This window comes from Pseudomonas sp., from assembly GCF_017744435.1.
GTDB lineage: Bacteria > Pseudomonadota > Gammaproteobacteria > Pseudomonadales > Pseudomonadaceae > Aquipseudomonas.
The window spans coordinates 102230-114999 of sequence record NZ_JAGIBG010000008.1; the positions used below are offsets into that span (position 1 = coordinate 102230).

At 66.9% G+C, this 12770-nt stretch carries 14 protein-coding genes; 12 read left to right on the plus strand and 2 right to left on the minus strand.

Annotated elements, in window-relative coordinates; all coding sequences use genetic code 11:
• Nucleotides 1-9 precede the first annotated feature (9 nt).
• The 10 genes from J7573_RS08000 (at nucleotide 10) to J7573_RS08045 (ending at nucleotide 9651) form a co-directional block, all read left to right on the plus strand.
• Nucleotides 10-1176, plus strand: a complete 1167-nt coding sequence (locus tag J7573_RS08000; RefSeq protein WP_294332180.1) for an acyl-CoA dehydrogenase family protein — start codon at nucleotides 10-12, stop codon at nucleotides 1174-1176.
• Nucleotides 1177-1186: 10 nt separating this feature from the next.
• Nucleotides 1187-2242 (plus strand): acyl-CoA dehydrogenase family protein, encoded by a 1056-nt coding sequence (locus J7573_RS08005; protein ID WP_294332183.1) that lies wholly within the window; start codon nucleotides 1187-1189, stop codon nucleotides 2240-2242.
• 21 nt (nucleotides 2243-2263) lie between these two features.
• Nucleotides 2264-3412, plus strand: a complete 1149-nt coding sequence (locus J7573_RS08010; RefSeq protein ID WP_294332186.1) for an acetyl-CoA C-acetyltransferase — start codon at nucleotides 2264-2266, stop codon at nucleotides 3410-3412.
• 9 nt (nucleotides 3413-3421) lie between these two features.
• Nucleotides 3422-4297, plus strand: coding sequence for an SDR family oxidoreductase (locus J7573_RS08015; protein ID WP_294332189.1), 876 nt, complete (start codon nucleotides 3422-3424; stop codon nucleotides 4295-4297).
• A gap of 169 nt (nucleotides 4298-4466) precedes the next feature.
• Nucleotides 4467-5615: an acyl-CoA dehydrogenase family protein gene (locus tag J7573_RS08020; protein WP_294332190.1), complete on the plus strand. Its 1149-nt coding sequence runs from the start codon at nucleotides 4467-4469 to the stop codon at nucleotides 5613-5615.
• Nucleotides 5612-6802, plus strand: a complete 1191-nt coding sequence (locus J7573_RS08025; RefSeq protein ID WP_294332192.1) for an acyl-CoA dehydrogenase family protein — start codon at nucleotides 5612-5614, stop codon at nucleotides 6800-6802. The genes J7573_RS08020 and J7573_RS08025 overlap by 4 nt, the downstream gene beginning before the upstream one ends.
• 16 nt (nucleotides 6803-6818) lie before the next feature.
• Nucleotides 6819-7601 (plus strand): SDR family oxidoreductase, encoded by a 783-nt coding sequence (locus tag J7573_RS08030; RefSeq protein ID WP_294332196.1) that lies wholly within the window; start codon nucleotides 6819-6821, stop codon nucleotides 7599-7601.
• Nucleotides 7602-7603: 2 nt separating this feature from the next.
• Complete coding sequence (locus tag J7573_RS08035; RefSeq protein WP_294332199.1) at nucleotides 7604-8062, plus strand: MaoC family dehydratase; 459 nt, start codon at nucleotides 7604-7606, stop codon at nucleotides 8060-8062.
• Between the two features lie 10 nt (nucleotides 8063-8072).
• A complete protein-coding gene (locus J7573_RS08040; RefSeq protein ID WP_294332202.1) occupies nucleotides 8073-9275 on the plus strand; it encodes an acetyl-CoA C-acyltransferase in 1203 nt (400 codons plus the stop codon).
• 1 nt (nucleotide 9276) lies between these two features.
• Complete coding sequence (locus J7573_RS08045; RefSeq protein WP_294332206.1) at nucleotides 9277-9651, plus strand: nuclear transport factor 2 family protein; 375 nt, start codon at nucleotides 9277-9279, stop codon at nucleotides 9649-9651.
• 51 nt (nucleotides 9652-9702) lie between these two features.
• Here the strand turns inward: J7573_RS08045 and J7573_RS08050 are convergent, their stop codons facing one another.
• Nucleotides 9703-10176, minus strand: coding sequence for an SRPBCC family protein (locus tag J7573_RS08050; RefSeq protein WP_294332209.1), 474 nt, complete (start codon nucleotides 10174-10176; stop codon nucleotides 9703-9705).
• Between the two features lie 15 nt (nucleotides 10177-10191).
• Nucleotides 10192-10965, minus strand: a complete 774-nt coding sequence (locus tag J7573_RS08055) for an SDR family oxidoreductase (protein ID WP_294332211.1) — start codon at nucleotides 10963-10965, stop codon at nucleotides 10192-10194.
• A gap of 180 nt (nucleotides 10966-11145) precedes the next feature.
• Here J7573_RS08055 and J7573_RS08060 point away from each other — a divergent pair, with 180 nt between their 5' ends.
• Both J7573_RS08060 and J7573_RS08065 read left to right on the plus strand, forming a co-directional pair.
• A complete protein-coding gene (locus J7573_RS08060) occupies nucleotides 11146-11973 on the plus strand; it encodes an alpha/beta fold hydrolase (protein ID WP_294332214.1) in 828 nt (275 codons plus the stop codon).
• Nucleotides 11970-12761, plus strand: a complete 792-nt coding sequence (locus J7573_RS08065) for a fumarylacetoacetate hydrolase family protein (protein ID WP_294332217.1) — start codon at nucleotides 11970-11972, stop codon at nucleotides 12759-12761. Before J7573_RS08060 ends, J7573_RS08065 begins: the two co-directional genes overlap by 4 nt.
• Nucleotides 12762-12770 lie beyond the last annotated feature (9 nt).

A 12770-nucleotide genomic window follows, 5' to 3' on the forward strand; every position in this document is an offset into this window, starting at 1 on the left:
GCAGCGACCATGGACCTCACTTACACCAAGGCCCAGCAGGCATTCCGTGCCGAAGTGCGGGCCTGGCTCGAAGCCAACGTGCCAAGCGCAGCGCTGCCCTCGTTCGATACCGAGGAAGGCTTCGCTGCGCACCGGGCCTGGGAAGCGACACTCAACGAAGGGCGCTGGGGCATGGTCACCTGGCCAACCCGGCTGGGTGGGCGTGGCTGCGACCTGATCGAGTGGCTGATCTTCGAGGAAGAGTACTACCGTGCCGGCGCCCCGGCGCGGGTCAACCAGAACGGCATCTTCCTGCTCGGCCCGACCCTGATGGAGTTCGGCACCGAGGAACAGAAGGCCCGCTTTCTGCCGCGCATGGCGACCGGGCAGGACATCTGGGCCCAGGGCTGGTCGGAGCCGGGTGCCGGCTCGGACATGGCGGCGATCCGCGCCAAGGCCGTGCGCGAGGGTGACCACTATGTACTTAATGGCCAGAAGACCTGGTCGACCCGCGCGGTATGGGCGGACTGGGTGTTCTGCATCTTCCGCACCGACCCGGCGTCCCAGCGTCACCACGGCCTGACGTTCATCCTGGTGCCCCTGGACAGCCCGGGTATCACCGTGCGGCCGATCCCGCAGCTGAACGGCCTGCCGGGGTTCGCCGAGATCTTCTTCGACGACGTGCGGGTGCCGGCGCACAACGTGCTGGGTGGCGAGGGCATGGGCTGGCACGTGGCGATGTCCACGGCAGGCTTCGAACGCGGGCTGATGCTGCGCTCGCCAGCACGCTTCCAGGAAACCGCACGGCGGCTGGTGCAGCTGTATCAGGCCAACCGTGAGAGCGCCGACCGTGATCCGGCCATCGGCGAGGCGGTGATGCGCTGCTGGCTGGATGCCGAGGCTTACACCCAGCTCACCTACATGACCGCCTCCAAGTTGGTGAAGGGCGGGCGGATCGGCCCTGAGTCCTCGACCAACAAGATCTTCTGGTCGGAGCTGGACCTGCGCCTGCACGACACCGCCATGAGCATCCTCGGCCTGCGTGGCGAACTGCTGCCCGAGGCCCCGGCGGCCGGCGACGTCGGCGCGTGGCTGGAGGGTTTTCTGTTCGCCCAGGCCGGGCCGATCTACGCCGGCACCAACGAGATCCAGCGCAACATCATCGCCGAGCGCATGCTCGGCATGCCGCGCGCCTGAGGAGCAGACCATGGACTTCAGTTTCAACAGCGACCAGTTGCTGTTCCAGGACAGCGTACGCAGTTTTTTCATCAACGAGGTCACCCCGGAGCGCATCCGCGAGCTGTGGCAGACCGACAGTGGCCGTTGCGATCGGCTCTGGGGCCAGTTGGTCGAGCTGGGCCTCACCGTCTTGACCGTACCCGAGCAGTACGGCGGCCTGGGGCTGGGCGCGCTGGACTTCGTGCTGCTGGCCCAGGAGTGCGGCTACGCCAGCCTGCCCGAACCGCTGGTGGACACCATGCTGGTGGCCGTGCCGCTGCTGGCCGAGCTGGGCGAGGCGCACGAGGCGCTCAAGCGCGACTGGTTGAGCCGGGTAGCCGAAGGCCGGGCGCGGCTGGCAGTGTCTGAGCCGGGCAACCCTCTGGTCAGTGACGCCCATGTCGCCGACCTGCTGTTGCTCAGCCATGCGGACGAACTGCATGCGGTGCCGCGCGAGGCCGTCGAGCTGGTACGCAATGCCTCGGTAGACCCGAGCCGCCACTTGTACCAGGTGACCTGGACGCCGGCAGCAAGCACCTGCGTGGCCCGTGGCGAAGAAGCCGCACAGCTGCTGGCGCGGGCTTTCGAGCGGGGTGCGCTGGGCTGCGCAGCGCAGCGCCTGGGCCTGGCCAAGCGCATGGTCGACCTGGCCGTGGACTACAGCTTCGAGCGCAAGCAGTTCGGCAAACCGATCGGCTCGTTCCAGGCGGTGAAACACCTGATGGCCAACGTCGCGGTGCGCATCGAATTCGCCAAGGGCCCGCTGTACCGCGCCGCCCATGCCGTGGCCCACGGCGAGGCTGCGCAGGCCGTGGCCGTGTCCCATGCCTGCCTGGCCACCTCGGAGGCGGCCTTGCTGGCGGCGCGCAACGCGATGCAGGCCCATGGCGCCATGGGTTACACCTGGGAAGTCGACCTGCAGCTGTTCATGAAGCGCGCCTGGGCGCTGGACAAGGCCTGGGGCGACCCGGCGCTGCACAAGGCGCGGGTGCGCGCGGCACTGTTCGAACAAGGGCTGGCCATTGGCGCCGGCGCCACTTTCTGATTGCGGATTACGAGGTAGAGCATGCCTGAAGCCTATATCGTCGACGCCCTGCGCACGCCTACCGGGCGGCGCAAGGGTGGCCTGGCGCAGATCCACGCCGCCGACCTGGGGGGCCATGTGCTGCGGGCCTTGGTCGAGCGCAATGCCATTCCCGACGACGACTACGACGACGTGATCTTCGGTTGCGTCGACACCATCGGCCCGCTGGCAGGCGACATCGCCCGCACCGCGTGGCTGGCAGCCGGGCTCAGCCAGGCCGTGCCGGGCACCACCATCGACCGCCAGTGCGGCTCGTCACAGCAGGCGGTGCACTTCGCTGCCCAGGCGGTGATGAGTGGCACCCAGGACGTGGTGGTCGCAGGCGGTGTGCAGACCATGACGCAAATCCCGATTTCCTCGGCCATGACCGCCGCCGAGCCGCTGGGCTTCACTGACCCGTTCAGCGGCTCCGAGGGCTGGGTACGCCGCTACGGCGCCACGCCACCGTCGCAGTTCCGCTCGGCGCAGATGATTGCCGAACGCTGGAACCTCAGCCGCCAGGCGCTGGAAGCCTACGCCATGGAGTCCCATCGCCGGGCGCTGCGGGCTGTCGAACGGGGTTATTTTCGCCGCGAGATTGTCCCGCTGGCGGGCGTCGAGCATGACGAGACGCCGCGCCACACCAGCCTGGAGAAGATGGCCGAGCTTGAGTCGCTGTTCGGCTGCGACCGGGTGACGGCGGCGGTGTCGAGCCAGACCTGCGACGCCGCCAGCGCCGTGCTGATCGTCTCGGAGGCGGCGCTCAAGCGCTACAACCTGACACCGCGGGCGCGGATCCAGCACATGAGCGTGCGTGCCGACGATCCGGTATGGATGCTGACCGCGCCGATACCGGCCACCGAGTACGCGCTCAAGCGTGCCGGCATGCGCCTGGAGGACATCGACCGGGTGGAGATCAACGAAGCCTTCGCCTCGGTGGTCATGGCCTGGCTGCAGGAGACCGGATACCCCCATGCCCAGACCAACGTCAATGGCGGCGCCATTGCCCTGGGGCATCCGCTGGGCGCCACCGGTACCCGGCTGCTGTGCAGCCTGTTGCATGAACTGGAGCGCAGCGGCGGCCGCTATGGCCTGCAGACCATGTGCGAAGGCGGCGGCCAGGCCAACGTGACCATTATCGAACGCTTGTAGGAGAACAGTATGGCGAGTTGCGAAAACCGCACCGTGATCATCACCGGTGCCGGCGGCGGACTGGGCCGGGCCTATGCCCTGGCCTTTGCTGCCGAGGGCGCCAAGGTGGTGGTCAACGACATCAACCGCGAAGCCGCCGAAACGGTGGTGGCGCAGATCCGCGCCCAGGGCGGGGAGGCCGTGGCCAACAGCAACGACATCACCGACTACAGTGATGCCGGGCTGATCCTGCAGGCGGCGCTGAGCACCTTTGGCGGGCTGGATGTGGTCGTGAACAACGCCGGCATCTGCCGTGACCGCATGTTTGCCAGCCTGAGCGAAAGCGACTGGGATGCGGTGGTGGCGGTTCACCTGAAGGGGCACTTCTGCCTGGCCAGCCATGCCGTGCGCTACTGGCGCGAGCAGGCCAAGCAGGGTGTGAAGGTGGATGCGCGGATCATTAACACAAGCTCCGGTGCCGGCTTGCAAGGCTCGATCGGGCAGTCCAACTATGCGGCGGCCAAGGGTGGGATTGCCGCGCTGACCCTGGTGCAGGCGGCCGAGCTGGCACGTTACGGGATTACCGTGAATGCCCTGGCACCGGCGGCGCGCACCGGCATGACCGAGCAGGTGTTTGCCGATGTGATGAAGCGGCCGGAGCAGGGTTTCGACTTCTTCGCACCCGAGAACGTCGCGCCAGTGGTGGTCTGGCTGGGCTCGACGGCGTCGGCGGGGGTCAGCGGGCAGCTGTTCGAGGTAGAGGGCGGCCGCTTGTCGATCGCCGATGGCTGGCGGCGCGGCCCACAGCTGGACAACCAGGGGCGCTGGGCAGTGACCGAAGTAGGGGCTGCCGTGGCGCAATTGCTGGAAATGGCCGTACCGGCGCAGAAAGTCTACGGCACCTGACTCCACGTTTTCCGCAGGCTTCGCGGGCCGCATCACATGCCAGTGTGATGCGGTTTTTTGTTGTGCGGGCCAGGCTCAAGGCAGCCCCTAGTCCGATTGGCCGATTCCACCGTCCCCGCACCCGCCCACACTTCACGCCACACCCGCCACACGAGTAGAAGGCCCCGCGATGGACTTTGCATTCACCGACGAGCAGGAAATGATCCGTGAATCGGCCGAGGGCTTCCTCGCCGATGTCTGCGACAGTGCCGCCGTACGTACGGCCATGGCCAGCGAAGCTGGCTACGATGCCGCACTCTGGCAACGCCTGTGCAGCGAGATGTACTGGCCGGCAATCCACATCCCCGAAGCCTACGGCGGGTTGGGCCTGGGCTATGTCGAGCTGGCCATCCTGCTCGAACAGATGGGCCGGCGCCTGCTCTGTTCGCCGTTCTTCGCCACGGCCTGCCTGGCCACGCCAGCGCTGTTGCTGGCCGGCAACGAAGCACAGAAACAACGCTGGCTGCCGGCCATTGCCGAGGGCAAGGTGCGCGCCACCCTGGCCTGGGGCACCGGGGCTGGCTGGTCGCCGGGCGACATCAGTGTGGCCGCCAGGCCCGAGGGCGAGGGCTATGTGCTCGACGGTGAATACGCCCAGGTCATCGACGGCTACAGTGCCGACCTGCTGGTGGTCGCGGGCTGCACGGCAGAGGGCATCAAACTGTTCCTGGTCGAGGCCGGGCAGGTCGGCCTGCAGCGCCAGTGGCAACCGAGCATGGACCAGACCCGGCGCCTGGGGCGCATTCGCCTGGAGCGCGTCTACGTCGGGCCGCACGCCGTGCTCGACGCAGCCTGGCCGGTGTTGCAGCAGGTGCTGCGCCTGGCCTGCATCGGCCTGGCGGCTGAACAGGTCGGTGGTGCCCAGCAAACGCTGGACCTGAGCGTTGCCTACCTGCAGGAGCGCCAGCAGTTCGGTCGCCCCCTGGCCAGTTTCCAGGCCCTCAAGCACCGTGTCGCCGACATGATGCTGCAGGTCGAATGTGCCCGCTCGGCCAGTTACTACGCGGCCTGCGTTGCCCAGGAAGTGCTCGCCCCGGCAGGCGACCGGCACGTCGCCGCCGAGCTGCCGCTGGCCGCCTCACTGGCCAAGTCGCAGTGCTCCCAGGCGTATTTCCATTGCGCCGCCGAGTCGATCCAGCTGCACGGCGGGGTCGGCTTCACCTGGGAGTACGACCCCCATCTGTATTTCAAGCGTGCCCGAGCCAGCGAAAGTTACCTTGGGGCACCCGCCTGGCATCTGCAGCAGATCGCCAACCTGGTTATCGGGGAGCAAGCATGAAGATCAGTTTCAATGAGCAGGACGAGCACTTTCGCCAAGAGGTCGCCGGTTGGTTGGCCGAACACTTGTGCGGCGAGTTCGAAGCGCTGCGTTTTCGCGGTGGCCCCGGCGACGAACACATGCTCGCACACGAGCGCAAGGCGTGGGAGCGCAAGCTCGCCGAAGGCGGCTGGACCTGTGTGGGCTGGGCTGCGGAGCATGGCGGGCGCGGGCTGTCGATCAGCCAGCAGGTGATATTCCACGAGGAATACGCCCGTGCCGGTGGGCCGGGGCGCATGGGCCACATCGGTGAAGGCCTGGCCGGCCCGACGATTGCCGCCTTTGGCAATGAGGCGCAGAAGCGCCGGTTCTTGCCTGGTATCGTCGCGGGCACCACCTTCTGGTGCCAGGGCTATTCCGAACCGGGCGCAGGCTCGGACCTGGCCGCGGTGAAAACCCGGGCCGCCCAGGACGCCAACGGTGACTGGCGGATCAACGGCCAGAAGGTCTGGACCTCGTTGGCCCACGAGTCCGACTGGTGCTTCGTGCTGGCCCGCACCGAACCCGGCAGCGTCGGCCATCATGGCTTGTCGTTCCTGCTGGTGCCGATGGACCAGCCGGGCATCAGCGTACGACCTATCGAACAGATGACCGGGACCTCGGAATTCAACGAGGTGTTCTTCGACGATGCCCGCACCGAGGCCGCCAACATCGTCGGCCAGCCGGGCGAGGGCTGGAAGATCGCCATGGCGCTGCTCGGCTTCGAACGCGGCGTGTCCACCCTGGGCCAGCAGATGCAATTCCACAACGAGCTGGACCAGATCATCGCCATCGCCCGGGCCAATGGCGCCGACCGCGACCCGCATTTGCGCCTGCGCCTGGCCGAGGCCTGGTGCGGCCTGCGCATCCTTCGCTACAACTCGCTGCGCATGCTTTCCGGGCCCCAGGACGGTTCGCTGCGCCGCGAGGCGACCATCTACAAGCTGAACTGGTCGAACTGGCATGCCAGCCTCGGCAAGCTCGCCATGGATGTGCTCGGGCCTGAGGCCGAGCTGCTCGAAGCTGCGCCTTACCAGCTCAGCCGCCTGCAGTCGCTGTACCTGTTCAGCCGTGCCGACACCCTCTACGGCGGCAGCAACGAGATCCAGCGCAACATCATCGCCGAACGCGCCCTGGGCATGCCCCGGGAGCCGCGAGTGCGTCCCTGATCGAAGGAGTTTCTGCATGACTGTTCCCCATTATGTTCCGGGCCATGGCCTGCTGCGCGGCAAGTCGGTGCTGATCACCGCCGCGGCCGGCTCCGGTATCGGCTTTTCCGCTGCGCTGCGCGCTGCCGAAGAGGGTTGCCGGGCGCTGATGATCAGCGATATCCACGAAGGCCGGTTGCACGAGGCGGTGGCGCGCATCCGTGAGGCCAGCCAGTTGCAGGCCGTTCATGGGCAGCTGTGCAATGTCACTGACGAAGCCCAGGTTCGCGCCCTGGTCGCCGCCGCCGAGCGTGAGCTGGGAGGGGTCGACGTGCTGATCAACAATGCCGGCCTGGGCGGCTCCCGCGCACTGGTGGAGATGCCGGACGAAGAGTGGCAGCGGGTGATCGACGTCACCCTCACCGGCACCATGCGCATGACCCGGGCCATGCTGCCGCACATGATGGCGCGGGGCGCCGGGGCGATCGTCAACAACGCCTCGGTGCTCGGCTGGCGCGCACAGAAGCAGCAGGCCCACTATGCCGCGGCCAAGGCCGGGGTGATGGCGCTGACCCGCTGTTCGGCGCTGGAAGCGGCCGAACATGGCATCCGCATCAACGCGGTGAGCCCGAGCATCGCCATGCATGATTTCCTCGCCCGCTCCGCACCGCAGGCGGTGCTGGACCAACTGGCCGCTGGCGAGGCCTTTGGCCGCGCGGCAGAGGTGTGGGAGGTGGCCAACGTGATGATGTTCCTGGCCAGCGACTACAGCTCGTACATGACCGGCGAAGTGCTGTCGGTTTCCAGCCAGAGGGCCTGAACATGCCGCGTATTTTCGAAACGCCAGGCGCGCTGCATGACGCCCAGGGGCAGGAACTGGGCAAAAGCGAATGGCTGCTGGTGGACCAGGCGCGCATCGACCTGTTCGCCGAAGCCAGCGGCGATCATCAGTGGATTCATGTCGATGCCCGGCGCGCCGCCCAGGGGCCGTTTGGCGCGTGCATCGCCCATGGCTACCTGAGCCTTGCGCTGGTCAACCTGTTCCTGCCGCAGATCGTCGAAGTGCGCGGGATCGCCATGGGCGTGAACTACGGTTGCGAGCGGGTGCGCTTCCCATCGGTGGTGCGCGTCGGTTCGCGTGTGCGCGGCAGCGCCACCTTGTTGTCCACCGAAACGGTGGGCACCGGTGTGCAGGCGCTGATCCGCGTCAGCGTCGAGATCGAAGGCCAGGAACGGCCAGGCTGCGTGGTCGACACGATCAGCCGCTACTACCCGAACTGAGGAATTGAGCATGAACGAAGCAGTCATCGTTTCCACGGCACGCACGCCCATCGGCAAAGCCTTTCGCGGTGCCTTCAACGATACCGAGGCACCCACGCTGGGTGGCCACGTGGTGGCCGAGGCCGTCCGCCGCGCCGGCATCGCGCCGGAAGAAGTGGAGGATGTGATCATCGGCGCCGCCGCCCAGCAGGGCACCCAGGCGTACAACCTGGGGCGCCTGTGTGCCACCGCTGCCGGCCTGCCGGCGCAGGTCGCCGGCATGGCGGTGGAGCGCCAGTGCGCCTCGGGCCTGATGAGCATTGCCATCGCGGCCAAGGGCATTCTCTGCAACGAGCTCGACATTGCCGTGGCCGGTGGCCTGGAGTCGATCTCGCTGGTGCAGAACAAGCACAAGAACCTCTATCGCCTGCAGTCCAGCCTGGTGCTGGAGCGCGACCCCACCGCGTACATCCCGATGATCGAGACCGCCGAGATCGTCGCCCAGCGTTACGGCATCAGCCGCGAGGAGCAGGATGCCTACAGCCTGCAGAGCCAGTTGCGCACCGCTCAGGCGCAGCAGGCCGGGCTGTTCGACCAGGAGCTGGCGCCACTGCTGACGCACAAGCTGCTGGTGGACAAGGCCAGCGGCGAGAGCCGGCATGAACAGGTGACCTTGCGCCAGGACGAATGCAACCGCGCCGATACCAGCGCGGCCAGCCTGGCTGCCCTGGAACCGGTGTGGGCGGGCGGGCAGTGGACGCCTGCCGGGCGTTTCATCACGGCGGGCAATGCCTCGCAGCTGTCGGACGGCGCCTCGGCGTCTGTGCTGATGAGCGCACGCATGGCCGCGCAGCGTGGCTTGCAGCCGTTGGGTATCTATCGCGGCCTGGCGGTGGCGGGGTGCCAGGCGGACGAGATGGGCATCGGGCCGGTGTATGCCATCCCCAAGCTGCTCAAGCGCCATGGCCTGAAGGTTCAGGACATCGGCCTGTGGGAGCTGAACGAGGCGTTTGCCTGCCAGGTGCTGTATTGCCGGGATACCCTGGGCATCGATAACGACCGGCTCAATGTCAACGGTGGCGCCATCGCGATTGGCCACCCGTTCGGCATGTCCGGGGCGCGGATGGTCGGGCATGCGCTGATCGAGGGCAAGCGCCGGGGCGTCCGTTACGTCGTGGTGAGCATGTGCATTGGCGGCGGCATGGGTGCTGCTGCGCTGTTCGAGGTGGCCTGACATGGGTTTGCCGACGCCGCAGCAGGTTCAGCAGCTCATGCAGCGCTACGTGGCGCTGGTGGATGCCGGCGATATCGAAGGCATCCTCGGGCTGTATGCCGAGGATGCCAAGGTTGAAGACCCGGTCGGCTCGACGCCATTGCGGGGGATCGAGGCCATTGCCGCGTTCTACCGCCAGGGGTTGGGGACATTGCAGGTATCAGCCGCACTGACCGGGCCAGTGCGGGCTACCTGTGACGGGCAGGGGGCCGTGCCGTTTCGCGTGGTCTTTGGCGAGCGCGCGCTGGATGTGATCGATGTGATGGCATTCGATGCGCGGGGCTTGATCCGCAGCATGAAAGCCTATTGGAGCGAGGTCAACGTCGGGCCGCCATGAGCGGGCTTGGGCAGGCCCCACAGCGATCGAAGGCTGTGGGGCCGATACCGCTCAGGCCTGCAGGTCCTTGTTTTGCGTGCGACCACTCTCATAGTAGGCCTTGAGGTTTTCGCCAATCTCCCGCACTACCTTGTCGAACGCCCGCCCCAGCAGCCACTCGGCCAGGCGCCCTCCGCGCAGGCGGTAATGCAGGCTGGTGCTGATGCGGCAGCTGTCCCCCGAGCCCTCCAGCCAATACCTGAAGCTGGCCTGGCGAAAAGGGAAGGGCGCGCCGGCATTGCCCTTGTGCAGTACCAGCACGAAGCCTGCACCGTCTTCCCAGTGCACCACGCTTTCGTCCAGCCACTGCCCACCCTTGCGCATGACCCGGCGGCTCGCGCCCATGCCTTCGCGGGCGCCAGCGTGAAACCGGCTACCGGTCAAGCCCGGTACATAGTGGGGGGCAAGGCTGAGGTCGCGAAGCTTGCCCCAGGCCTGGTCGCGGGTCAGGTTCAGGGCCACCGTATGGCTGGCGATTCGGTTCATGTCGGTTCCTTGGGTTCAGTGGGCATTCGCCGCGTCGAGAAAGGCCGGCCGTTCGCCGCCACCGTGCACGGCCAGGTCGGCACCGCTGACGTAGCGGGCCAGGGGCGAGGCGAGGTAGAGACAGGTGTCGCCGATGTCCTCCGGTTCGGCCAGGCGCCCCAACGGCACGGTCGCCGCTACCTGGGCGACAGCGTGGTCGTCGCCGTAGTGCAGGCCGGCCTGTTCCGTCAGGATCAGCCCGGCGGTCACGGCATTCACCCGTACTTTCGGCGCCCATTCCACCGCCAGTGAACGGGTCAGGTTGAGCAACCCGGCCTTGGCGGCGCCGTAGGCGGCGGTACCGGGGGACGGGCGGGTGGCGCTGACACTGCAGATGTTGATGATGCTGCCGCCCTCGGGCTGGGCCTGCATGACGCGGTTGGCCAACTGGCAGAGGTTCAGCGGGGCCAGCAGATTGAGGCGGATGATCGATTCGGAGAAGCGCGGCGAGGCACTGGCCGCGTCCGCGTAGGGCGCGCCGCCGGCGTTGTTGATCAGCACGTCGAGGCGGCCGAAGCGCTCCATGATGTGGCGCATCAATTGCTCCAGCTGTTCCACGTCGCGTACGTCGCAAGGGAAGAACAACGCCTCTCGGCCACCTTGGGCAGGCAGCCGTTCCGGTGCCTGGCGGCCGCAGATCACCACGTGGGCGCCACACGCCAGAAAGCGCCGACTGATGCCTCTGCCCACGCCCTTGCCACCACCGGTGACGAGGACGACTTTGTCATGAAAACTCAAGGGGTCGTGCATTGCGATGCCTTGTTGTCCAGGGGTTGGACCGAGTCTAGGAGGGGCTGCCGGGCAGGCCTACGTCCAAAGGGACTATTGCACCCGCTGCACCCGCTGCACCTGTGTAGTCCTCTCGGACGATGTTCTGCCAACAGGCCCTCTGAATAATCCCGGCACAACAATGAGCCGGGAGGATTCCCCATGGGCATATCAGCGCAAGGGCACAAGGTCACGCTGGCCAGTGGCCTGCGGTTGCACTACCACGACACAGGCACCGGCGACCCGGTCGTCTTTATCCACGGCAGCGGCCCTGGTGCCAGCGGGCACAGCAATTTCAAGCACAACTACCCAGCCTTCGCCGCCGCGGGTTACCGCGTCATCGTCCCGGACCTGCCCGGCTATGGGGCGTCCGACAAGCCTCTGACCGACTACACCCTGGACTTCTTTGTCGACGCCCTGTTGGGCCTGCTCGACGCCCTCGACGTACAGCGCTGCACCCTGGTCGGCAACTCCCTGGGTGGCGCCATCGCCATCGCCATCGCCTTGCGCCAACCCGAGCGGGTCGCACGGCTGGTGCTGATGGCCCCTGGCGGCCTGATGGACAAGGCTCAGTACTACCTGCAGATGGAAGGTATCCAGCGCATGGCTGCCGCGTTTGCCAGCGGTGAGTTGCGCGATGCCGCCGGGATGAAACGCCTGCTGGCCCTGCAACTGTTCGACCCCGCGCTGATCGACGACGCTACCGTTGCCGAGCGTGTGGCGGTGGTCGCCGAGCAACCGCCCTGTGTGCTTTCGACCATGGACGTGCCGAACATGGCCGAGCAGGTGGCGCAACTGGCCTGCCCGATCCTCGGCTTCTGGGGCATGAACGACAGGTTCTGCCCGGCCTCCGGTGCACAGACCCTGATGCAGGCCTGCCAGCGTATCCGCTTCGTGCTGCTGAGCGAGTGCGGCCATTGGGTGATGGTCGAGCACCGCGCGCTGTTCAATCGCGAGTGCCTGGCGTTTCTTGCGGAGGGCCGGCCATGACTGCGCAGCTTCACCAGCACTACGGTGATGAACTCTACCAGGCCCTGACCGAAGGCCAGACCCTGGCGCCTTTGACCGAACGCTGGCCGCAGATAACCATCGAGGATGCCTACCACATCTCGCTGCACAGCATGCAGCGTCGCGTGGCCGCCGGCGACCGGGTCATCGGCAAGAAGATCGGCGTCACCTCGGCCGCCGTGCAGCGCATGCTCGATGTGCATCAGCCGGACTTCGGCTTCATCACCCGCAGCATGGCCTTTGCCGACGGTGCCGATATCTCCCTTGGCGAACATCGGCTTATCCAGCCGCGCGCCGAAGGTGAGATCGCCTTCGTGCTCAAGCACGACCTGGTTGGCCCAGGGGTGACCGAGGACGATGTACTGGCGGCGACAGACTACGTCACTGCCTGCTTCGAGATTGTCGATTCACGCATTCATGACTGGCGCATCCGCATTCAGGACACGGTGGCCGACAACGCTTCCTGCGGCGTGTTCGTGCTCGGCAGCCAGTGCGTCGATCCGCGCACCCTCGACCTGCCCAACCTGCATATGCGCGTGTCGAAGAACCACCAGCCCCTGAGCGAGGGCCTGGGTTCGGCGGTGCAGGGCAACCCGTTGACTGCGGTCGCCTGGCTGGCCAATACCCTCGGCGCCTTTGGCATCCCCTTCAAGGCCGGCGAGGTGATTCTCTCGGGTTCGCTGGTGCCGCTGGAGCCGGTGCAGGCGGGCGACCACTTTTTCCTGACCATCGACGGCCTGGGCAGCGCCCAGGTGTCCTTCCGTGCCTGATCAAGGAGC